Below are 22,257 nucleotides of genomic sequence, written 5' to 3'. Positions count from 1 at the left end.
TCTCCCGGCACGGCCGCTTACGATTGCAGATAGCGCGCCTTCAGCGCCGTTTGCTCCGGTGTGCCGAGCTTGAGGCCGTCGCGCAAGTAGGTTTCGAGATCGCCATATTCGTTGGAGACGGCCTCGAAGGCAGCACCAAGATATGAGGCTTCGACGCTGCCGATCGCATCGAGGACGTCGGCGGGAAGATCGGAAGCGTTCGATGCGTCCCGCTTGTAGTGCTGGTTGGTCAACAGGTAGTCCTCGGCAATGACCTCGTCGGTCACGCCGAGCGCATGCAGGATCAGCGCGCTTGCAAAGCCGGTGCGGTCCTTGCCGGCGGTGCAGTGGATCACCAGCGGCGCGCGGTCTTCCAGGAGATGGCCGAACAGCGCGCGAAAACTGTGCGTGTTGTGGCGGACATAGTTGCGGTAGGACTCCCGCATGAGCTCGAGCGCGACCGGCGCGGTGAGCCTGCCCTCAGCAAGCTCGGCGCGCAGCGCGGCGACGACCGTCGGCTCGATCGGCAGCGAATGCACGGTGATCTCGTTCACGACGCAGACGCCGGCCGCGCGCTCCTCGACGCCGCGAAAATCGAAGGCGCTGCGCACGCCCAGCGCACGGACGATCTCGACGTCGGCGGGCGTGAGCTGGCCGAGATGGTTGGAGCGGAAGATGTGGCGCCAGCGCGTGGTGCGGCCATCCGAAGTCGGATAGCCGCCGAGGTCGCGAAAATTGCTGGCGCCTTGCAGGGCGAGGTGGCGGGCAGGGGAATCTGGCATGAGATCAGCTTGGGTTATGTTTCCACTGGACGCACTACGGCGTCCTTGAGTGCATTCAAGGGGGCAATCATGAGCCGGCACAAGGCCATTGTTTTGGCGATCACCATGCTGTCGGGCGGAATTATCGGTGCGGGACAGGCGGACGCGCAGACGTTCCGGACCTATCGCTGCGCCGATGGTACGCAGTTCATCGTGGGATTTTATGACGATGACAAACGCGCCTTCCTCCAGATCGACGGCGAACCTGTCACGCTGAAGAAGCGGCTGGCGCTTTCTGGCACCCGCTATTCGGGGGCAGGGATCACACTGAGGATCGGCAAGACCGGAGCGACCACGGTCCAGCATCTGAAGCGGCCGGTCACTTCCTGCACGGTGATCGAAAAGCCCGCGCTCTAACCGGAAGTCCAGCAGGAATCAAAAAGGGCCGAAACCTCGTTGTTTCGACCCTTTTTCAAACTTCCGTCGGACGCTTGCGCGCGCGCGGCGGTATCATACCAAACACAAACATTAGCGTTCCCATTTGGGCTTTGCTTCGTCGACCGCATCCTGGTGGTACCAGCTGTCGCTGCAGATCGAGACGTTCGCAGGAAGCGAAGCATGATCGGCGGGAAGACGGGTGTCGCCATAGCGGCGTCCGGCGAGAGCCGCGCGGCCCCCGACAGGGAATTGGTAGATCGTTGCAGATCCGTGATTCAGACCATTATTCATCATTGCGATTGCTCCTGGGTCGAAGCGCCTTCGCCTCCATGGTGCGCCCGACTCGTTCGATTGTGGTTACTGGATTCCCCATATCGGCCGCGCATCCCGAATTGGAAAGTGCTGAAAAGGAAATCAGTTGCTGCCCAATCTGTAGGCAGGTGACCCTCTGCACCCCCTAAGGCACCGTGTCGGTGGCTAACGCCTGGGCCATTCCAAAGGTTGCTAGGCAGAGGCGCAGGACTTTGCGAAAGTTGCTGGACGTTGATGCGCGTTTCATCGGCAACCTCCGGCAACGGTGCGTCTGCTCCAGAATCAGGCGTTTTCCGCGGGATTTTTGCAGTGCAGCTTCACGCGAAGGTGCGCGGCTATGACGCACGCCGCCGGGGACGGTTTGCCGTCGGGGGCCGATCCCGGCCGCGGTGGAAAACCTCCCGCGCTGCGGCCTTTTGGCACGCAAAATGCTTGTAGAGGGTCGGCCGATGATGGCCGGGTACAAACGTGCGGGGGCTCTCAACCCCACCTTTCGCATCATCTACAGAGAGGCTCAATGACCAAGTATAAGCTCGAGTACATTTGGCTCGACGGATATACGCCGACTCCGAACTTGCGCGGCAAAACACAGATCAAGGAATTCGCGTCGTTCCCGACGCTCGAGCAGCTTCCGCTCTGGGGCTTCGATGGCTCCTCCACGCAGCAGGCCGAAGGCCACAGCTCCGATTGCGTGCTGAAGCCGGTCGCCGTGTTCCCGGACGCCGCGCGCACCAACGGCGTGCTCGTGATGTGCGAAGTCATGATGCCCGATGGCAAGACCCCGCACGCCTCCAACAAGCGCGCCACCATCCTCGATGACGCCGGCGCATGGTTCGGCTTCGAGCAGGAATACTTCTTCTACAAGGACGGCCGTCCGCTCGGCTTCCCGGCCTCCGGCTATCCGGCGCCGCAGGGCCCGTACTACACCGGCGTCGGCTTCTCGAACGTCGGCGACGTCGCCCGCAAGATCGTCGAAGAGCATCTCGACCTCTGCCTGGCTGCCGGCATCAACCATGAAGGCATCAACGCGGAAGTCGCGAAGGGCCAGTGGGAATTCCAGATCTTCGGCAAGGGCTCCAAGAAGGCCGCTGACGAAATGTGGATGGCCCGCTACCTGATGCTGCGCCTGACCGAAAAGTACGGCATCGACATCGAGTTCCACTGCAAGCCGCTCGGCGACACCGACTGGAACGGCTCGGGCATGCACGCCAACTTCTCCACCGAGTACATGCGTACGGTCGGCGGCAAGGAGTACTTCGAGGCGCTGATGGCGGCCTTCGACAAGAACCTGATGGACCACATCGCCGTCTACGGCCCGGACAACGACAAGCGTCTGACCGGCAAGCACGAGACCGCGCCGTGGAACAAGTTCAGCTACGGCGTTGCCGATCGCGGCGCGTCGATCCGCGTTCCGCACTCCTTCGTCAACAACGGCTACAAGGGCTATCTGGAAGACCGCCGTCCGAACTCGCAGGGCGACCCATACCAGATCGCTTCGCAGATCCTGAAGACGATCGCGTCCGTGCCGGCCGACAAGAAGGCCGCGGCCTAAGATCCTCCCGGCCCGGGCCGGGGGGCTGGCCCGGGTTGGTCTTCAATCCGCCGGAGCCGAAAAGGCTCCGGCGGATTTTTGCATTCCGATGACAGCCGTTGTTGTGGGTCTGCCGGCCATGCCGGCTTGAAGTCTGTCCATCGCCGGCGAAACCGGGATAGAATGCCCCGGGATGCGCGGGGCCGGGGACACGGCTGGTGTTTGAAGGCTTCTACAAGGTGCGATTTCAGCTCGGCGACGCGGTCGGCCGGAGCGTGATGCATGTCGGCAATGGCAAGATGCTCGGCGGCAATTCGGCCTTCGCTCATATCGGCACCTATGAGAGGACCGAAGCCGGCGTCGACATCGTCATCAAGACGGTCCGCCACAACCCGGACCCGAACTACCGCGCCATGGCCGGCACCGACGATGCGACCTTGCTTGCGAAAGGCTGGGCCGACGGCGATCTCTATCGCTTCAAGGGCGAGCTGAAAGAGCTGCCCGGCGTGCCCTTCCAGTCGGTGATGACGCCGATCACCGAAGACGAGGTGCCGATCGCGGGCGGCGTCGGGGAGGCCGGCATCGCCGACGGGCTCTATTCGATCCACCTTCGCATGCTCGACGGCGTCGATGGCGGCCTGACCGGCGTGATGTTGCTCAACCAGGGCCGCATCCTCGGCGGCGATGCCTCGTTCTACTATCTCGGCAGCTACACCGCGGCCAAGGGGCGCTGGAAGGGTCAGATCCTCAACCAGGAGCACACGCCGGCCAAGGACGATCCGATCTTCGGCGGCCATGAGGTCGGCATCGGTTTCTCCGGCACCTATGACGCGGAGCAGGCAGTGCTGGAGGCAACGGCGCTCGCCGGCAAGCGCAGCCTGCGCCTGACCGCCGCGCTCAAGCTGATGCACCGCGCCTGATCGCGACAGGAATAGCCCATGGAAAACATTCGCATGCTCTCGACGCTCGGCCTGATGGGCGCGATGCGCAGCCTGTCCTCCGCCTTCGAGGCCGCTCACGGCATCCATGTCGATGCCGACTTCGCGCCAACCCTGGCACTGCTGGAACGTCTGCGCGACGGCGAGCCCGCCGATCTCGTCATCCTGACCCGTGAGGGGCTCGACGAGATGATCGGCGATGGCCGCGTGGCCGCGGGTAGCGCGGCCGATCTGGCGCGCTCCTTCGTCGGCGTGGCCGTGCGGGCAGGGCAGGCGCATCCCGACATCTCCAGCGAAGCTGCATTGCGCAAGTCGCTGCTCGCGGCGCGATCCGTCGCCTATTCGCGGCTGGGCGCGAGCGGTGTCTATTTCGCCCAGCTGATCCAGCGATGGGGCATCGCAGCCGAGATCAACGCCAAGGCCACCATCGTCGAGCAGGGCTTTACGGCGGAGCGGCTCGTCAGCGGCGAGGCTGACCTCGCCGTGCAGCAGATCAGTGAGCTGAAGCAGGTCGAGGGCATCGAGGTCGTCGGCCCGATCCCGCACGATTTGCAAACACCGGCCGTGTTTTCCGCCGGCCGCATGGCCAACGCCAGACATGCCGAAGCGGCCGATCGGCTGCTGCGCTATCTGGCATCGCCGGAGGTCGTCCCGGTGCTGCGCCAATCGGGACTCGAGCCTTGAATTTGCCGGAGCAGAGACGCAACGTGGCGCCCATGCGGACTTGTCTCCTTGCCATCCTCCTCGCGCTTGCAGCGCCGTTATCGGCGCATGCGCAGTCGGCCGATCTCGTCCTGTGCGACCGGCTGGCCGCCGATCCCAGCGACCCCGACAAGCCGGCCGATGTGAAGGGCGTGACGGAGCTTGCTGCATCCGACATTGCGACCGCCGTCAAATTCTGCAAGCAGGCCGCACCGTCGTCGCGGCGCGCGATGTTCGCGCTCGGCCGCGCCTATGCCGCCAACCGGCAGACGGCGGAGGCGATCGCTGCCTGGCGCAAGGCGGCCGACAAGGGATCGAGCGCGGCGATGGTCGAGCTCGGCGTCGCCTACGGCACCGGCTCCGGTGTTGCGAAAGACGAAGCACAAGCGCGAAAGCTGTTCGAGAAGGCTGCGCAGGCCGGCAATCCTCGCGGTGTCAGCAATCTTGCTGCGCTCGGCGGCGCTGGCGGTGCTGCGCCGGCCGATCCCGCACAGGCGCGCGCGCTGCTCGGCAGGGCGGCCGAGACCAACGCGGAGGCGCAGTACCAGCTCGGCCTGATGCTCTCCAACGGCAACGGCGGCGAGAAGGACGACGTCGCGGCGCGCGCGATGTTCGAGAAGGCGGCGGCGCAAAACCATCCCGGCGCGCTGGAGCGGATGGGCGCCTTCGCGCAGGAAGGCCGCGGCGGCGCCAAGGACAAGGACGCCGCCAAGGCCTATTACGAGCGCGCTGCCGCGCTCGGCGACGAGGACGCCAAGAAGGCGCTGGAGCGGCTGCGCTGCCCCTATGCGATCAAGGACAAGCAGGGCAAGCTCGTCACCACGCTGTGCTTCTAGCTCACTTGTAGTAGTAGGCGACGTTGTTGCGGGCGTCGCGATAAGTCGTCTCGAGAAAGTCCGGATATTGAGCGGCCGCGCGCGCGACGGCGCGCACGACGCACTCCCAGAAATCGCCGTTCCAGTTGAAGTGCTCGAAGGTGGCATCTTCGAACTTCACGGCGGTGATGATGGCCTGCCGGATTGCTGCGTCATCGGCGCGTGGATGGGCGCGCTTCACATAACCGAACATCGGTCCCTCATGGGCGTGGTCGCGGTCGTAGCGGTATTTCTCGGCCATCTGCTGCGGGGTGAGGGTGCGATAGACGCGCACCTCTTCGTCGGTCGGGCGTCCGTCGAGTGTGTTGAACCGGTAGCGCCGGCACCAGAGCTCGAAGGCCGCATCGAGCAGCGGCTGCTTTGCAGCGCTGGCGATGATCGCTGCGATCTGCGCTTCGGCTGAAGGCTCTGTCTGGTTCATGCCGCTTTGTCGTGCGCTCGCTCCGGCGGGTTCGAAGGGGCCTCAAGGATGAACCAGCTCCGGCACGGGCCGTTGAACCACAACATGAGGAGGGCCGCCCGGGATCGCACGAAACAAAAAAGTCAAAAACAATCCCATGCACAGTAGCCAAGTCGTCGAAATCACTAAGTTCGTATTTTACGAAAATCAATTGACCCGTCGGGCAAAACAGGGGCATGATGGCATCATGCGGCGAGTGGGCTCCGCTCCCGGCCCTGCGCTGAAAAGCCGGATGACCTCGGTGCGTCTGAGTTCGTAGCGCATGATTCGAGGCTCCAGTTTCGGGGCTTGAATCATGTCCGCGGTGATACCATCAAGCCGCATTGGCCCTGCGAGGCGCCGCTAACTGGTTCGACCTGGTCGCGAATGACCCGCAACGGACCTCGCCTCTTAAGCCAACTGGTGACGTTCATATCCTGTCCGCGTTCCTCCTGTGATATTAATGACGCAATCGGCCAGATACGGCGCGCACTTTGTCGGAAGACCGATATTAGTCGGACACCGCGATGTTCCCCCGCTAAACCTGATACCGCAGAGCCCCGCTTAACGGGTCCATGCGCGACGGGCGCCGCAACGGCGCAACGGAATTTCAAACGTCGCTCTCTGGGCTGCGGGGAGATTTGGGTTGTCTTATTTTGTAGCGTCTGAAGGCGCGCTGGAAGCCGGCGCGGCCGTTGTTGCGCGCAAGCGATCGATTAGCCGCTTTGCGGCGCTGACCTTGGCCGCGTTGTCCCGCCGCCTGCTGGGCACCAGCTCCATGGTGGCGCTCGGACTGGTCCTGGCGACATCGACGCCATCGCGCGCCACCGACTGGACCGGCGGAACCTCAACCGACTGGTTCACCGCCACCAACTGGTCGGCCGGCGTTCCAACCAGCGCGGGCACCGCGAAGATCGACACCGTCGCGCCCAATGCCACAGTGGTCGGAGCGACCGGCGCGCAAGCGAACACTGTCATTGTTGGCTATTCAGACACCGGCACGCTGACGATCCAGAACGGCGGCACGGTGAGCAGCGGTCTCGGCTATCTCGGCCTCTTTGCCGGCTCGACCGGCACCGCGACGGTTGATGGCGCCGGCTCGGCCTGGACCAATTCCGGCTTGTTCATTGTCGGCCAAGCCGGCACCGGCACGCTGACGATCCAGAACGGCGGCGCTGTGAGCAGCGCCACCGGCTATCTCGGCGCCTTTGCCGGCTCGACCGGCACCGCGACGGTTGATGGCGCCGGCTCGGCCTGGACCAATTCCGGCAACCTCGTTGTCGGCAATTCCGGCACCGGCACGCTGACGATCCGGAACGGCGGCACGGTGAGCAACGCCGGCACCGGCTATCTCGGCGGCGCCTCGACCGGCACCGCGACGGTTGATGGCGCCGGCTCGGCCTGGACCAGTTCCAGCCTCATTGTCGGCTTTGACGACACCGGCACGCTGACGATCCAGAACGGCGGCGCGGTGAGCAACGTCACCGGCCATCTCGGCGTCAATGGCGGCTCGACCGGCACCGTAACGGTGGATGGCGCCGGCTCGTCCTGGACCAATTCCGGCGACCTCGTTGTTGGCAGTTTCGGCACCGGCACGCTGACGATCCGGAACGGCGGCGCGGGGAGCAACGTCATCGGCATCCTTGGCGCCAATGCCGGTTCGACCGGCACCATGACGGTCGATGGCGCCGGCTCGTCCTGGAGTTCCAGCGGGCTCTATGTCGGCAATTCTGGCGCCGGCACGCTGACGATCCGGAACGGCGGCACGATGAGCAACGCCGGGTTCGGCTATCTCGGCTTCAATGCCGGCTCGACGGGCACCGCGACGGTTGACGGCGCCGGCTCGACCTGGACCAATTCCGGCGACCTCAAAGTTGGCAATTCCGGCACCGGCACGCTGACGATCCAGAACGGCGGCGCGGTGAGCAACGCCGTCGGCTTTCTCGGCTCCCTTGCCGGCTCGACCGGCACCGCGACGGTTGATGGTGCCGGCTCGGCCTGGACCAATTCCGGCAACCTCGTTGTCGGCAATTCCGGCGCCGGCACGCTGACGATCCGGAACGGCGGCACGGTGAGCAACGTCATCGGCGATCTCGGCAACAATGCCGGCTCGACCGGTACCGTAACGGTGGACGGAGCCGGCTCGTCCTGGAGTTCCGGCGCGCTCTATGTCGGCGATTCCGGCGCCGGCACGCTGACGATCCGGAACGGCGGCGCGGTGAGCAACGCCACCATCGGCCATCTCGGCTTCAATGCCGGCTCGACCGGCACCGTGACGGTTGATGGCGCCGGGTCGTCGTGGACCAATTCCGGCCTCGTTGTCGGCTTTCGCGGCACCGGCACGCTGACGATCCAGAACGGCGGCGCGGTGAGCAACGTCGGCAACGGCTTCCTCGGCTACAATGGCGGCTCGACCGGCACCGCGACGGTTGATGGCGCCGGCTCGACCTGGACCAATTCCTTCAACCTCTTTGTCGGCTATTTAGGCACCGGCATGCTGACGATCGCCAATGGCGGCACCGTCTCGACGGCTTCGGGCATGCAGATCGCCGCTTTTGCCGGCTCGACCGGCACGCTCAATATCGGCGCCGCCTCCGGCCAGGCCGCGACCGCGCCGGGCACGCTGACCACGCCCTCGGTCGCGTTCGGGGCAGGCACCGGCAGCATCGTCTTCAACCACACCGCCTCGAACTACAACTTCGCCCCGGTCATTTCCGGCGCGGGGTCGGTGACGGTGGAGAACGGCACCACCATCCTGACCGCGACCAACACCTATAGCGGGGCGACCACGGTCAATGGCGGCACGCTGGCGGTCAACGGCTCCATCGCCAATTCGGCGGTGACGGTCAATGCCGGTGGCACGCTCGGCGGCAACGGCACCGTCGGCAATACCACCATCAACGGCGGCGGCGTGCTCGCGCCCGGCAATTCGATCGGCACGCTGACGGTCGGCGGCAATCTGGCGTTCAGCACCGGCGGCCTCTACCGCGTCGAGGTCTCGGCATCGGCCGACCGCACCAATGTCACAGGCGCCGCAACGCTCACTGGCGCCACCGTGCAAACGGTCTTCCAGCCGGGCAGCTATGTCAGCAAGAACTACACCATCCTGTCGGCGGCCGGCGGCCTCGGCGGCACCAGTTTCGGTGGCGTGAGCGGGCTGCCGAATTTTAATGCCGGCCTGAGCTACACGCTGTCCGATGTGTTGCTGAACCTCACGGCCTCGCTCGGCGCCGGCACCTCGCTGCCGGGCAATCCGCAGACCGTCGCATCCACGCTCAACAACTTCTTCAACAATGGCGGCGCGCTGCCGCCGGGCTTTGTCGCGCTGTTTGGTCTCACCGGCAGCAATCTTTCAGCCGCGCTGTCGCAAACCTCCGGCGAGACCGCGACCGGCTCGCAGCAGACGACCTTCAACGCGATGAACCAGTTTATGGGATTGCTGACCGATCCCTTCATCGACGGTCGCGGCGATGGCGTTTCAGCGGGATCATCGGCGGGCGCATCGGCCTATGCCTCGCCGGACAGGTCGCGCTCCGGTGCGGCGCGGGACGCCAATGCGATGTTCACCAAGGCGCCCGTCATGGCCGATCCGTTCGCGCAGCGCTGGAGCGTGTGGGCGGCGGGCTATGGCGGCTCGCAGACCACGGACGGCAACACGACACTCGGCTCCAACAACACGACCAGCCGCATCGCAGGCATCGCGGTCGGCGCCGATTACCGTATCTCGCCGAATACGCTGGCAGGCTTTGCGCTGGCGGGCGGTGGTACGACCTTCAGCACCGTCAATGGCGGCTCTGGCCGATCCGATATGTTCCAGGCCGGCGCCTTCGTCCGGCACAATGCGGGTGCGGCGTATCTCTCCGGCGCGCTGGCCTATGGCTGGCAGGACATCACCACCAACCGCACCGTGACGGTGGCCGGCATCGACCAATTGCGCGCGCAGTTCAACGCCAATGCCTTCTCGGGTCGCGTCGAAGGCGGCTATCGCTTTGTCAGCCCGTGGATGGGCGGCATCGGCATCACGCCCTACGCAGCAGGCCAGTTCACCACCTTCGACCTGCCGGCCTATGCCGAGCAGGCGGTATCCGGCGTCAACACCTTTGCGCTGGCCTACGCATCAAAGAGTGTCACCGATACGCGCAGCGAACTCGGCCTTCGCAGCGACAAATCATATGCGATGCCGGACGGAATCTTCACGCTGCGCGGTCGCCTGGCATGGGCGCATGATTTCAACCCCGGCCGCAATATCGGCGCGACGTTCCAGACGCTGCCGGGCGCATCCTTTGTCGTTGGCGGCGCCGCGCAAGCCAGCGACTCCGCGCTCGTCACCGCTTCTGCCGAAAAGAAATGGCTGAACGGCTGGTCCGCCGCCGCCACTTTCGAAGGCGAGTTCTCTCAGCTCACCAAGAGCTACGCCGGCAAGGGCGTCGTGCGGTATGCGTGGTGAGGTGGCGGCTTCCCGAACGACGCCTCTCCAAAGCCATCTGGTGATGTCGATATCCGCGTTCCTCCTGTGATATTAGTGACGCAGTCGGCCAAATACGGCGGCGCGCTTTGTTGGATGCCGATATTGGTCGGACTCCGCGATGTTCCCCCGCTAAACCTGATTCCACAGAGCCCCGCTTAACGGGTCCATGCGCGACCGGCGCCGCAACGGCGCAATGGAATTTCAACGGTCGCTATTTGGGCTGCGGGGAGGTTTGGGTTGTCTTATTTTGTAGCGTCTGAAGGCGCGCTGGAAACCGGCGCGGCCGTTGTTGGGCGCAAGCGATCGATTAGCCGCTTTGCGGCGACCATGCGCGCGGCGATGACGCGCGCGGCGCTGTTCGCCGGCGTCTTGCTCGGCGCGCTCGCGACCGGAGCGCAGGCCCAGACGGTGATCAACGTCACGGTCGCCAACGACACCGGCACCACCTCGGGGGGCTCGACTGGCGGCGCCGGCACGCTTAGCGCCGCGCTCGCGCAGATCAATGCTTCCACGCCCCCCGGCGGCTTCATCATCAACCTGCAGACCAATGTCACGCTGTCAGGGCCGCTGTCGCCGATCTTCAACTCGGTGACCATCAACGGCAACGGGTTCACCATCAGCGGCAACAATTCGCAGCGCATCTTTATGGTCGGCGTTGACACCGCGACGCAGACCAGCGCGGGGGTGGCGGGCTCGATCATCGCGGACCGCCCTCAGGTGGCGATCAGCAACGTCATCCTGTCCGCGGGCCTCGCCCAGGGCGGCGGCAACGGCGCCGGCGGCGGCATGGGGGCGGGCGGCGCGCTGTTCGTCAACCAGTCGGCCGACGTGACGCTGAGCAATGTCAGCTTCGCCAACAACAACGCGAAGGGCGGCAACGCAACAACCAACACGTTTCGCGGCGGCGGCGGCCTCGGTGGCAGCGGCGGCGGCAGCGGCGGCGGCGGCATCTTCGGCGGCGGCGGCCCCGGCGGCGGCGGCATTTTCGGCGGTTCCGTTGCCGCTGCCGGCGGCGGCGGCTATAGCGGCGCCGGCGGAAACGGCACGAACGGCACCGCGGGCCTCCTGTCGATAGCCGGCCTCAACGGCGCCGGCGGCGCCGGATTTGGTGGTGGCACCACCGGTGGTGCCAATGGCGGCGGCGGCGGCGGTATCGGAAATGCGGGCGGGGGTGGCGGCTTCGGCGGCGCAAGCAGTTCCGGCTCGACCGGCGGGGCGGGTGGTTTCGGCGGCGGCGGCGGCACCGGCTTGAACGGCGGCGGCGGCGGTGGTTTCGGCGGCGGCGGCGGTGGTTTCAGCGGCCCTGGCGGCGCCGGTGGCTTCGGTGGCGGCGGCGGCGGTGGCGGCGGTGCGGGCGGCTTTGGCGGCGGCGGCGGTGGCGGCGGCGGCGCGGGTGGGTTTGGCGGTGGCGGCGGAGGCGGCGGGACCGTTGGGGCGGGTGGCTTTGGTGGCGGCGACGGCGCCAGTGGCGGGAACGGCGGCGGCGGCGGCATGGGCGGGGCGGTGTTCGTGGTCAAGGGCGGCTCGCTCACCATCAACGGCAACGGCTCGACCTCGGGCGGCAGCGTAGCCGGCGGCACCGGCTCCAATGGCGGCGGTGCGGGCTCGGCCTTAGGCACGGGCCTCTTCGTGCAGGGCTCGACGCTGACCTTCGGTGGCAGCGGCAGCTACACGGTGTCGGACGCCATCGCCGATCAGAACGGTTCCGGCGGCGCCGCGGCCTCGGACGGCCTCGGCGGCACCGGTGGATCGAGCGCCATTACCAAGAGCGGCATCGGCACGCTCAGCTTTTCTGGCGCCAACACTTATACTGGAGCTACGACGATCAATGCCGGCACGCTAAGGGGCGCTGCGGCGAACACATTCAGCGCTACGAGCGCGACGACAATCAACACCGGCGGCACGCTCGATCTCGGTTTGCTGGCACAAACGATCAATATCGTTTCGCTATCGGGCGGCACGTTGGCCAACGGCGCGTTGACCGGCGCAGTGACCTCAAGCGGCGGCACGCTGAACAGCCTCGGCGGCGGCATGACGCTGACGGTGAATAGCGGCGCGACCAATGTGACGGGCACCAACACCTTCACAGGCGCGACCACGGTCAACAGCGGCCTGCTCTCGGTCAACGGCACGAGCACGGCCAGCGCGGTGACGGTGAATGCCGGCGGTACGCTCGGCGGCAACGGCACGGTCGGCAACACGACCATCAATGGCGGCACGCTGGCGCCCGGCAATTCGATCGGTACGTTGACCGTGCAGGGCAATCTCGTGTTGACGGCCGCATCGAGCTACATGGTCGAGGTGTCGCCTTCGGCGGCCGACCGCACCAACGTCACCGGCGTGGCGACGTTCGGCGGCGCCACCGTCAAGGCATCTTTCGCAGCCGGGGCCTATGTCGCAAAGCAATACACCATTCTCAACGCCGCCGGCGGTATCGGCACCAGCACGTTCGGCTCGATCGTCAACACCAACTTGCCGGGTGGCTTCGCGTCGAGCCTGAGCTATGACGCCAACAATGCGTATCTCAATCTCGTTCTCAGTTTCGTGCCGCCGCCCGGGACGGGTCTCAACAACAACCAACGGAACATCGCCGACCCGATCGTCAATTTCTTCAACTCCAACGGCAGTATTCCGCTGGCGTTCGGCGGGCTGACGCCGGCGGGACTGACCCAGATCTCCGGCGAGACCGCGACCGGCTCGCAGCAGACGACCTTCAACGCGATGAACCAGTTCATGGGATTGCTGACCGATCCCTTCATCGACGGCCGCGGCGATGGCGTTTCAGCGGGGTCATCGGCGGGCGCATCGGCCTACGCCTCACCGGACATGCCACGCTCCGGTGCGGCGCGGGACGCCAATGCGATGTTCACTAAGGCGGTCGTCATGGCCGATCCGTTCGCGCAGCGCTGGAGCGTGTGGGCGGCGGGCTATGGCGGCGCGCAGACCACCGACGGCAACACGACACTCGGCTCCAACAACACGACCAGCCGCATCGCAGGCACCGCGGTCGGCGCCGATTACCGTATCTCGCCGAATACGCTGGCAGGCTTTGCGCTGGCCGGCGGTGGTACGAACTTCAGCGTCGTCAATAGCGGCTCTGGCCGATCTGATCTGTTCCAGGCCGGCGCCTTCATCCGGCACAATGCCGGTGCGGCGTATCTCTCCGGCGCACTGGCCTATGGCTGGCAGGACATCACCACCAACCGCACCGTGACGGTGACCGGCATCGACCAGTTGCGCGCGCAGTTCAACGCCAATGCCTTCTCGGGTCGCGTCGAAGGCGGCTATCGCTTTGTCAGCCCGTGGATGGGCGGCATCGGCATCACGCCCTACGTAGCAGGACAGTTCACCACCTTCGATCTGCCGGCCTATGCCGAGCAGGCGGTAACCGGCGTCAACACGTTCGCGCTCGCCTACGCTTCGAAGAGTGTCACCGATACGCGCAGCGAACTCGGCCTTCGCAGCGACAAATCATATGCGATGCCGGACGGCATCCTCACTTTGCGCGGTCGCCTGGCATGGGCGCACGATTTTAACCCCGGCCGCACTATCGGTGCGACGTTCCAGACGCTGCCGGGCGCATCCTTTGTCGTTGGCGGCGCCGCGCAAGCCAGCGACTCCGCGCTCGTCACTGCTTCCGTCGAGAAGAAATGGCTGAACGGCTGGTCCGCCGCCGGCACTTTCGAAGGCGAGTTCTCTCAACTCACCACCAGCTACGCCGGCAAGGGCGTGGTGCGGTATTCCTGGTAAGTTGACGATTTCCGGTTTTGGCCCTTCGCATCATTTCGCTGTGCTGCGGAATTTGGTAGCTATCGGGGGCATAGCGGACTCTGGCAAGCCGACCGATCGGCCGATTTATGGGATCACGGCCTAGGTAGCCCGCGATTCTTTTTTTGATTTTGTGGGCTCAAGACGTTGCTGGATGGACTCTACAAGGTTGAATACGGCGTCAACGATGCGTTCGGCCGCAGCATCATGTGCCTGCATGACGGTAAGATGCTGGGCGGCAATTCGGCCTTCGCGCACCTTGGAACCTATGACGAGCGCGACGGCGAGATCGTCGCCGAGGTGATCACCGAACGGCACAACGAGGATCCCAATTACAAGCCGCTGATGGGAGCCGATATCGCCTCGATCGGTGCGCGCGGGCGGCTGCACGGCAACCAGATCCGTCTCGAGGGTGGCGCGGACACCATGCCGGGCGCAAAATTCTGGGCCAATCTCACCCGGCTCGACGACGAGGGGCTGCCTCCGAGTGGTGCGGTCGGTCCGGGCGGCATCGCCAACGGACTCTATGGGATGAGCCTGCGCGCGCTTGACGGTGTCGATGCCGGATTATCGGGCGTGATGCTTCTGATCGACGGCCGCATCCTCGGCGGCGATGCGTTCTTCTACTATCTCGGCTCCTATTCCTCGGCGGACGGCCGCTGGAAGGGCGAGATGCTGAACCAGGAGCACACGCCGGCGAAGGGCGAAAATCCCGTGTTTGGCGGCTATGAAGTCGGGATCGGCTTCTCCGGAACCTGCATGGCGGATAGCGGCGAGCTCGAAGGCATCGCGCTCGCCGGCAAGCGCAGCCTGCGCCTTGCAGCCTCGCTCAAGCTGATGCGGCGGGCCTAGGACGTGCACTCATAGTAGCCGCGTCGGCTCGCGCCAAAAGTGACATCGAAGTGGTCTGGACGAATGTCGTCCTTGGGCAGAGGCGCGAAGGCCAGTTCTTACCACTCCCGCTTCATTTCATCGCAACATCGCGGTCGATGTCTTGCAGGTGCACGAAAGTTGCCCAGGCTTTTCGATATTCGCTATCTGTCGGATCGATCGCAAGCAAGGCGCGACACGCCTCTTTGATTTCGTCCGACGAGGGACGCATCGCGACGTTGCCGGACGACTTGGCTTGGTTCCAGCGTTCCTCGACGCCTTTCGCCAAGGCGAGTGCTTCGGAGGGGCTCCGTTTCCGGGTTGACCTCGCCAAAGGGTGATCCGGAGGGAATTTGGGCCATGCGACGGGAGGCTGATCGGCTCGCCACTCACTCTCCTTGCCGGTCCCACGCTCTCCCGGCAAGTTTGCCTGGGCTCCATTGGCCGATTGAGGCGGGACAGTCCGTGCGCCCAGCTCGCGGAGCTGCTGCTCCATGGTCCCGCCGGACGCCGTTGCGCCTGCCGCAGGTGCACGCGTCGTCAGACCTGACACAGTTGAGGTGCCGGCCTGCGGAGCAACCTTCTGAACGGTTTGCGCAACGGACAGCATGCCAGGCGAAAGAGCAGGCTTCTGCTGCGCGACCTTGTCATTTTCAGTGGGGCAAGGCCGAAATCCCGAGCGCAGCTGCGTGATCCGGCCGTCGTCGTCGATGCGGGCAAAGTCAACGGCCACAGTGTAGACGAAAGCGGCATCGATGGATTGGCCGGATTTGTCTCTGGCGTTGACGGCGCCGCAAACATATCGCGCCGCGTCGGCCTCGACTGAACGCAATGCGCTGAATTTGGCCGAGTCCGGATCGATCAGCACGCGCCGAACTGCTGCGCGAGCTTTCATGTGCTCGTTAGAGAAGATGCTGAGCACGACATCCGGATTGAACATGTCGGGCTGGTAGTACCACTTGTACTCCACAGCAAGGAATGCTGCGGCCAAAGGCCGTCGCGATCAGGAAAGCAGATGCATTCATGGATTTGGTCGGGCAATGGAACCCGGTATGGTTGTTGTTATCTTCTTGAACCATTTATGATGGAATCTACTAACAATCCGTAAATTGGTTGCTCCCGCGATTTTCAACAACCGGTGGAAGAGCCACAGCTGGTTTTGCTCAAGGGGGCAGTTGCCGGTGCGGGAAACACACTGACCAAAGTCAACCAAGGGGGCACAGGCTGACGCCTGACGGGTGGCAGCGGCAGGTCCGCTGTGGGCCATAACCGGACATCAACCAGCGAAGGACCGTGGGTCTCACAGCACTGGCGTACACTGCATGTCTGCTCCGACGATGAGCGGCCCGTTGTAGGCAGTTCGCAAATCAGCGATGGCGGCATCGAGTTCAAACAGACCGAAATGACTGACGATGAGCTGCTTGACCGCAGCCTCTTGGGCAACGCGTCCGACGACTGCCGGTGTTGCGTGCAAGGGAACATTCGCACCGGGCGGGATTGCAAGATGCATGATCAGGAGGTTCGCGCCCTTTGCGAATTCGACGAAGCCTGGATCGGTGCCGTTTTGGTCGGAGCTAAACACGATCGACACATTTCCGGTCTGCACGCGATAGGCCAAGGTTGGCATATTTCCATGCGGGATTTTCCGTGCCGTGACTGTCGTTCCCTCGCGCTGCAAAACCACGGATGGATCGCTTTTGACAGCGTCAATCACTCCGACATCAAGTCGAACGCCACCCGCCACAACGCGCCCCATATCGGGCCGCACGCCGCTGCCCCCGTATGAGCCGCCTAACGCCGATCCGAGCACTGGAAATGCGCCAGTCTTCTCGTCAAAAAGCCTGTTGAGGAAAATCGCAAAGTCAGGGGCCGCATCGTTGCCTGTAGGACCGAAAACCTTGAGAGGTTCCTTGCGGACCTCGTGGCTCAGCCAAAGGAACGCTGGCAAGTCGGAAACGTGATCTGGATGAAGATGGCTTATTCCGACCATCCACAAGTCTTCGAGTTTGGCTTGCGATTCACCAAAGCGGTGTTGAGCACCACCGCCCATGTCGATGAGTATTCTTGCGCGCCCCTCGATCCAGACCAGATAACTCGTCGATGCCCGAGTGGGATTCATTCTGGGGCCACCAGAACCGAGGATTTGCACGTCGAGCGGCGTTGTACCGCAACTCTGTCCGAAAGCGCTCAAACTGCTCAGTGACGCACAGAAAATTCCCAGCAAGAAAATAACCGGAAGCCGAACCATGAAGACACCCATGTTGTTCAAACAGAGTCTATCAAATCGGTCTTGCAAATTTCACGACAGGGCCGAGATGGTCATTCGGGCAGCCCTGCTTGCCGCAATCCTTCCTCATATCGCGCGACGTCCTCAGCACGTCGATAAGGGCCAAGCACATCTTTGAGATTGGAAACGCGCAGCGTGGGGCTGAGTTCTCGCAGCCGAGCCACGGCCTTGTGTGCTTGCTCCGGCCGACCGGCCATTGCGTTGCTTGCGGCGGTGATCCGTAATCCAGGCCGATAGTCCGGGCTGCACTGCAATGCCATTGCCGCCCATGATGCCGCTTCGTCATAGCGGTCCAAAAAGAAATGTGCATACGCGGTCCCGGCTCGCATGCCCATCAGCCACGGATCAAGTGGGCTCAGGCGAATGGCTCGTGCGAAGCGCTCGATCGCCGATTCCGGCTCGCCGAGCCAGAGTTTTACCCAGCCGCCGAAATTCCATGCCTCAGCCAAATTGGAATTAAGCGCGATCGCGCGATCAACTAAGCCGGCACCTACCCCGAGATCCCCAACAACAAACGCTAACGCATTCCCGCCAGCGGAGAGCGCGTTCGCGTCATCCTTGCCCAACTCAACTGCCCGTTGGGTGAGCTTCTTCACTTCGGCAATCGCGTTCGCCGTGTCCGGAATCCAGCCATTGATCCTGGCAATGAGGTAGCAAAAGGCTGCGCGACCGTAGGCGGTGGCAAATTCCGGGTCGAGCTCTATCGCGCGGTTGAACAGACGCAATGCCTCGTCGTTCGCTTGCCGGTTACCAAACTGATGAAGCCGGGCCAGACCGCGCAAATAGTGGGCATAGGCGTCGAGACTAGCGGTCGGCTTGCGTTTGGCGCGCTCGATCTCAGCTTTCTCCACCGCAGGCGCGATCGCCCCGACAACGCTTTCAGTCACCTGGTCCTGCAAATCGAAGATGTCGCCGAGCTCGCCATCAAACCGATCGGCCCAAATATGTGCTCCAGTAGCGGTATCGACGAGTTGTCCCGTAATGCGCACTCGGTTTGCCGCCTTGCGAACGCTCCCTTCCAACACGTAGCGCACCCCAAGCTCGCGCCCCACCTGCTTCACGTCGACAGCGCGCGCCTTGTAGGTGAAGCTGGAGTTTCGGGCGATGACAAATGGCGCCTTGAAACGGGACAGCGCCGTGATGATGTCCTCGGCCATTCCATCGGCAAAGTATTCCTGTTCGACATCGCCAGACATATTCTGAAACGGAAGCACCGCAATGGAAGGCCTGTCGGGCAGCGGAGGCGGACTCCCGGCCTCGGCAGCAAAAACTGGCGCAGCCTCTCGCGTTTCCGTCGGCGCATCGACCTCAAAGGCCCTGATTGGCTCCTGAATGTTCTTTACATGTTGAACGCCAAGATCCGTACCTGGGTCTGTGACCGAGGCTCGCGCGGGCAATTCTTCCTCGGTGATCTCGCCAACAAACCGGAAGCCTCTGCGAGAAACCGTCCGGATCAGGCGTTGCTCCTTGCCGGTATCCCCGATTGCCTTGCGCACGGCATTGACGTGGCTGGTCAGCGTGGATTCGGACACGATCCGTCCTTCCCACACCGCCTTCAGAAGATCGTCCCTTGTCACGACCTGTTCCCGGTTTCGGACCAGGAAGAGCAGCAGGTCGAACACCTTCGGTCCGATGGGGATGAGCTCGGAGCCTCGCTTGAGCTCGCGCCGGTTGGCATCGAGACAATAATCTTCGAATAGAAACGACACTTGTGATCCTTCCTGGACAAGAAGCCAAGGAAAACTCGATCGCAATTCAGGCCGGCTGCAAGGTCTTTTCCGTTCGAAACAGTACACATTTTCTCACCCTTCGGGAACGAGGGTTCGAGAAATGGTTGGCCCGCCTGCACTCGACGCGCACTGACGTTCGCAAACAACGCAACAAACCTGGCCGAGCCGAGGCAGGCTTACCACCTGCATCGCCTCCCGAGTGCGAGGATACGTTCATGAACAAGCATATCTTGCGCGCTTCCCTGGAGGACGCGTCACTTGCGCCTGAGGCGTGCCAAGTCACTCCGGCTCATGCCGAGCGCCCTCCCGCCGGTGCAGAAATGGCGCGGGTGCTCGGGACCACGCCATTTCAAATGGCTTTGGATTCCTCCGGCGCCGGAATCGCCCACTGGAAGCATGACCCGCTGCACGACGTCGTCGCGCCCATGAGCCATCACGTCATCATGGCTTACAACGGCACGGTGCAGCGCATGGAGCGGCGGATGGGAAGCGCGGTTGCGATCGGTACGTTTCGTCCCGGAGTCGTGATCATCATCCCCGAAGGATCGAGCTCCCGGTGGGATATTCCGAAACCTGTCGATGTCATCCAACTCTATCTTCCGCACGCCACGCTCGAGCGGGTTGCAGGCGAGGTCGACAGCGCCACCTCGACCGATCTGCTGGAGCGAACGGCGCATCCCGACCCCATTACATCCCGATTGCTCCTGACCGCGACCGACGCCGTGGTGGGCAATGTCGTCGTGGATACACTGTTCAGGCATCAGCTGATGGACCTCTTGGCCACGCGCCTGCTGGCGGCGCATGTCGGCGCGCCGTCCACGTTCCAGCCGACGCGGGGCGGCCTCTCACCGGTCGTATTGCGCCGCGCCATCGAGCGCCTGCACTCGGACATCGACGCTGACGTATCGCTCGCGGCGCTCGCTTCTGATGCCGGTCTTTCGCGATTCCACTTCTGCCGCGCCTTCAAGGAAAGCACCGGGCTTTCCCCACATGCCTGGCGGCGCCAGCAACGGCTCGAGGAGGCCAAAAACATGCTGCGCGGCACCGACGCGTCGGTCATCTCGATCGCGGTCGCGCTCGGCTATTCTTCCCAGACCGCGTTCGCCGCCGCCTTCAGGAAGCTGACTGGGGACACCCCGAGCAATTGGCGACGGCGTGCACGTTGACAGCATCGCCTATGCTGGGAACAGCATCATTGCGAGAAAGGCTCCCGGATGCAGGCGGGCAAAAGAAGGTCCCATGACCGCTATGGGTCACAAGCCGACGCCTGACGGGCGGTAGCGGCAAGTCCGCTATATGGGACATTGGCGGACGTCACGCCTTGCCGCTCGCACAGCGCGCTTCGGCTGGAAGCGGACAGCGAGACGGCAGGCAGCGGGCGCGAAGCGTCGCGTCGGGATGAATTACAGGAAGCTGGCGTCTGGCGGGGTGGAATCCGGGCCCGGCCGGGCTTCCCCTGGCGGCCGGCATGGCCTATGACGCTGCAACGCAAAAAATCCTCCCAAAAAGACCCCATGATCCGCCTCGACAACGTCAGCAAGCAAGCCGGCCACCAGATCCTGTTCATCGAAGCCTCCGCCGCCCTTAACAAGGGCGAGAAGATCGGGCTCGTCGGCCCGAATGGGGCCGGAAAGACCACTTTGTTCCGGATGATTGCCGGTGAGGAACTGCCCGACGAGGGGCAGGTCTCGACTGATCGCGGCATCACGATCGGCTATTTCAACCAGGACGTCGGCGAGATGAGCGGCCGCAGCGCCGTGGCCGAGGTGATGGATGGCGCAGGTCCCGTCAGCGAGGTCGCAGCCGAGTTGCGCGAGCTCGAGGCCGCGATGGCCGACCCCGACAAGGCCGACCAGATGGACGAGATCATCGCGCGCTATGGCGAGGTGCAGCACGCGTTCGAGGAACTCGACGGCTATGCGCTCGACGGCCGCGCGCGCGAGGCGCTGTCCGGCCTCGGCTTCAGCCAGGAGATGATGGACGGCGATGTCGGCAAGCTTTCCGGCGGCTGGAAGATGCGCGTGGCGCTGGCGCGTATTCTTTTGATGCGCCCCGACGTCATGCTGCTCGACGAGCCGAGCAACCATCTCGATCTCGAAAGCCTGATCTGGCTGGAAAAATTCCTGCACGATTTCGAAGGCACGCTGCTGATGACCTCGCATGATCGCGAGTTCATCAACCGCGTGATCTCCAAGGTGATCGAGATCGATTCCGGCTCGCTCACGACCTATACCGGCGACTACGAGTTCTACGAGCAGCAGCGGGCGCAGAACGAGAAGCAGCAGCAGGCGCAGTTCGAGCGCCAGCAGGCCATGCTCGCCAAGGAGATCAAGTTCATCGAGCGTTTCAAGGCGCGCGCGTCTCATGCCGCCCAGGTGCAGAGCCGGGTGAAGAAGCTCGACAAGATCGAGCGGGTCGAGCCGCCGCGCCGCCGCCAGACCGTGGCATTCGATTTTCCGCCGGCGCCGCGCTCGGGCGAGGACGTCGTGGCGCTCAAGAACGTCTACAAGGGTTACGGCAGCAAGCGCATCTATGACGGCCTCGATTTCATGATCCGCCGCAGGGAGCGCTGGTGCGTGATGGGCGTCAACGGCGCCGGCAAGTCGACGCTGCTCAAGCTGATCGCCGGTGCGAGCGAGCCGGACGAGGGCACGGTGGCAGTCGGCGGCAGCGTCAAGATGGGCTATTTCGCTCAGCACGCGATGGATCTGCTCGACGGTGAGCGCACCGTGTTTCAGTCGCTCGAAGACCAGTTTCCGACCGCGGGGCAGGGGTCGTTGCGCGCGCTCGCCGGCTGTTTCGGCTTCTCCGGCGACGATGTCGAGAAGCGCTGCCGCGTACTGTCGGGCGGCGAGAAGGCGCGCCTCGTGATGGCCAAGATGCTGTTCGACCCGCCGAACTTCCTGGTGCTGGACGAGCCGACCAACCATCTCGACCTCGCCACCAAGGAGATGCTGATCACGGCGCTGGCGGATTTCGAGGGCACCATGCTGTTCGTCTCGCATGACCGCCACTTCCTGGCGACGCTGTCGAACCGCGTGCTGGAACTGACGCCGGAAGGCATCCACCAGTTCGGCGGCGGCTACACCGAATATGTCGCGCGCACCGGGCAGGAAGCGCCGGGGTTGCGGTCTTAATTGGAAGCCGTAGCCCGGATGG

Annotated in this window: 16 protein-coding genes; 10 read left to right on the top strand and 6 right to left on the bottom strand. The window is 64.0% G+C overall.

Annotation, left to right across the window (positions count from 1 at the left end; all coding sequences use genetic code 11):
- Positions 1–17: 17 nt before the first annotated feature.
- Positions 18–761 carry a tyrosine-protein phosphatase gene (locus AB7Z56_RS25010; protein ID WP_354131232.1) on the bottom strand — a complete coding sequence of 248 codons (744 nt, stop codon included), beginning with the start codon at positions 759–761 and terminating at the stop codon, positions 18–20.
- A gap of 69 nt (positions 762–830) precedes the next feature.
- On the opposite strand from AB7Z56_RS25010, the gene AB7Z56_RS25005 reads away from it, so the two are divergent.
- Positions 831–1,157, top strand: a complete 327-nt coding sequence (locus AB7Z56_RS25005) for an MliC family protein (protein WP_166105761.1) — start codon at positions 831–833, stop codon at positions 1,155–1,157.
- 111 nt (positions 1,158–1,268) lie between these two features.
- On the opposite strand, the gene AB7Z56_RS25000 is transcribed toward AB7Z56_RS25005, so the two are convergent.
- Positions 1,269–1,472, bottom strand: a complete 204-nt coding sequence (locus AB7Z56_RS25000) for a DUF2735 domain-containing protein (protein WP_028147811.1) — start codon at positions 1,470–1,472, stop codon at positions 1,269–1,271.
- A gap of 535 nt (positions 1,473–2,007) precedes the next feature.
- Between AB7Z56_RS25000 and AB7Z56_RS24995 the strand changes: the two genes are divergently transcribed.
- The 4 genes from AB7Z56_RS24995 to AB7Z56_RS24980 all read left to right on the top strand — a co-directional run bounded on the left by AB7Z56_RS24995 (position 2,008) and on the right by AB7Z56_RS24980 (position 5,497).
- Positions 2,008–3,042, top strand: a complete 1,035-nt coding sequence (locus AB7Z56_RS24995) for a glutamine synthetase beta-grasp domain-containing protein (RefSeq protein WP_038943077.1) — start codon at positions 2,008–2,010, stop codon at positions 3,040–3,042.
- 197 nt (positions 3,043–3,239) lie between these two features.
- Positions 3,240–3,941, top strand: a complete 702-nt coding sequence (locus AB7Z56_RS24990; RefSeq protein ID WP_071914523.1) for a GrlR family regulatory protein — start codon at positions 3,240–3,242, stop codon at positions 3,939–3,941.
- Between the two features lie 18 nt (positions 3,942–3,959).
- The gene (locus AB7Z56_RS24985) at positions 3,960–4,643 is read left to right on the top strand and encodes a substrate-binding domain-containing protein (RefSeq protein WP_354131233.1); all 684 of its coding nucleotides are present in this window, start codon (positions 3,960–3,962) and stop codon (positions 4,641–4,643) included.
- A gap of 32 nt (positions 4,644–4,675) precedes the next feature.
- Positions 4,676–5,497 carry a tetratricopeptide repeat protein gene (locus AB7Z56_RS24980; RefSeq protein WP_354131234.1) on the top strand — a complete coding sequence of 274 codons (822 nt, stop codon included), beginning with the start codon at positions 4,676–4,678 and terminating at the stop codon, positions 5,495–5,497.
- A gap of 1 nt (position 5,498) precedes the next feature.
- On the opposite strand, the gene AB7Z56_RS24975 is transcribed toward AB7Z56_RS24980, so the two are convergent.
- Complete coding sequence (locus tag AB7Z56_RS24975) at positions 5,499–5,957, bottom strand: hypothetical protein (RefSeq protein WP_354131235.1); 459 nt, start codon at positions 5,955–5,957, stop codon at positions 5,499–5,501.
- Between the two features lie 664 nt (positions 5,958–6,621).
- On the opposite strand from AB7Z56_RS24975, the gene AB7Z56_RS24970 reads away from it, so the two are divergent.
- The 3 genes from AB7Z56_RS24970 to AB7Z56_RS24960 all read left to right on the top strand — a co-directional run bounded on the left by AB7Z56_RS24970 (position 6,622) and on the right by AB7Z56_RS24960 (position 15,063).
- Complete coding sequence (locus AB7Z56_RS24970) at positions 6,622–10,422, top strand: autotransporter outer membrane beta-barrel domain-containing protein (RefSeq protein ID WP_354131236.1); 3,801 nt, start codon at positions 6,622–6,624, stop codon at positions 10,420–10,422.
- Positions 10,423–10,680: 258 nt separating this feature from the next.
- Positions 10,681–14,193 carry an autotransporter domain-containing protein gene (locus AB7Z56_RS24965; protein ID WP_354131237.1) on the top strand — a complete coding sequence of 1,171 codons (3,513 nt, stop codon included), beginning with the start codon at positions 10,681–10,683 and terminating at the stop codon, positions 14,191–14,193.
- Between the two features lie 165 nt (positions 14,194–14,358).
- A complete protein-coding gene (locus AB7Z56_RS24960) occupies positions 14,359–15,063 on the top strand; it encodes a GrlR family regulatory protein (protein ID WP_354131238.1) in 705 nt (234 codons plus the stop codon).
- Positions 15,064–15,175: 112 nt separating this feature from the next.
- Here the strand turns inward: AB7Z56_RS24960 and AB7Z56_RS24955 are convergent, their stop codons facing one another.
- The 3 genes from AB7Z56_RS24955 to AB7Z56_RS24945 form a co-directional block, all read right to left on the bottom strand.
- Positions 15,176–16,072 carry a hypothetical protein gene (locus tag AB7Z56_RS24955; protein ID WP_341850557.1) on the bottom strand — a complete coding sequence of 299 codons (897 nt, stop codon included), beginning with the start codon at positions 16,070–16,072 and terminating at the stop codon, positions 15,176–15,178.
- A 309-nt stretch (positions 16,073–16,381) separates the two neighbouring features.
- A complete protein-coding gene (locus AB7Z56_RS24950; protein WP_224581010.1) occupies positions 16,382–17,341 on the bottom strand; it encodes an MBL fold metallo-hydrolase in 960 nt (319 codons plus the stop codon).
- A 59-nt stretch (positions 17,342–17,400) separates the two neighbouring features.
- A complete protein-coding gene (locus tag AB7Z56_RS24945) occupies positions 17,401–19,077 on the bottom strand; it encodes a winged helix-turn-helix domain-containing tetratricopeptide repeat protein (RefSeq protein ID WP_063983616.1) in 1,677 nt (558 codons plus the stop codon).
- 236 nt (positions 19,078–19,313) lie between these two features.
- Here AB7Z56_RS24945 and AB7Z56_RS24940 point away from each other — a divergent pair, with 236 nt between their 5' ends.
- Together AB7Z56_RS24940 and AB7Z56_RS24935 are read left to right on the top strand one after the other, a co-directional pair.
- Positions 19,314–20,264, top strand: a complete 951-nt coding sequence (locus AB7Z56_RS24940; protein WP_231145272.1) for an AraC family transcriptional regulator — start codon at positions 19,314–19,316, stop codon at positions 20,262–20,264.
- Between the two features lie 348 nt (positions 20,265–20,612).
- On the top strand, positions 20,613–22,235 hold the full coding sequence (locus AB7Z56_RS24935) for an ABC-F family ATP-binding cassette domain-containing protein (protein ID WP_063983614.1): 1,623 nt from the start codon (positions 20,613–20,615) through the stop codon (positions 22,233–22,235).
- Positions 22,236–22,257: the final 22 nt, after the last annotated feature.

This window comes from Bradyrhizobium sp. 482_C4_N1_8, assembly GCF_052075965.1.
Classification (GTDB): domain Bacteria; phylum Pseudomonadota; class Alphaproteobacteria; order Rhizobiales; family Xanthobacteraceae; genus Bradyrhizobium; species Bradyrhizobium barranii.
This window is presented reverse-complemented; position numbering and strand designations above follow the sequence as displayed.

Bases quoted from the DNA above. Each gene is read 5' to 3' on its own strand.
- AB7Z56_RS25010 (WP_354131232.1), bottom strand. From the start codon at position 761: ATGCCAGATTCCCCTGCCCGCCACCTCGCCCTGCAAGGCGCCAGCAAT.
- AB7Z56_RS25005 (WP_166105761.1), top strand. From the start codon at position 831: ATGAGCCGGCACAAGGCCATTGTTTTGGCGATCACCATGCTGTCGGGC.
- AB7Z56_RS25000 (WP_028147811.1), bottom strand. From the start codon at position 1,472: ATGATGAATAATGGTCTGAATCACGGATCTGCAACGATCTACCAATTC.
- AB7Z56_RS24995 (WP_038943077.1), top strand. From the start codon at position 2,008: ATGACCAAGTATAAGCTCGAGTACATTTGGCTCGACGGATATACGCCG.
- AB7Z56_RS24985 (WP_354131233.1), top strand. From the start codon at position 3,960: ATGGAAAACATTCGCATGCTCTCGACGCTCGGCCTGATGGGCGCGATG.
- AB7Z56_RS24980 (WP_354131234.1), top strand. From the start codon at position 4,676: ATGCGGACTTGTCTCCTTGCCATCCTCCTCGCGCTTGCAGCGCCGTTA.
- AB7Z56_RS24975 (WP_354131235.1), bottom strand. From the start codon at position 5,957: ATGAACCAGACAGAGCCTTCAGCCGAAGCGCAGATCGCAGCGATCATC.
- AB7Z56_RS24950 (WP_224581010.1), bottom strand. From the start codon at position 17,341: ATGGGTGTCTTCATGGTTCGGCTTCCGGTTATTTTCTTGCTGGGAATT.
- AB7Z56_RS24940 (WP_231145272.1), top strand. From the start codon at position 19,314: ATGAACAAGCATATCTTGCGCGCTTCCCTGGAGGACGCGTCACTTGCG.
- AB7Z56_RS24935 (WP_063983614.1), top strand. From the start codon at position 20,613: ATGATCCGCCTCGACAACGTCAGCAAGCAAGCCGGCCACCAGATCCTG.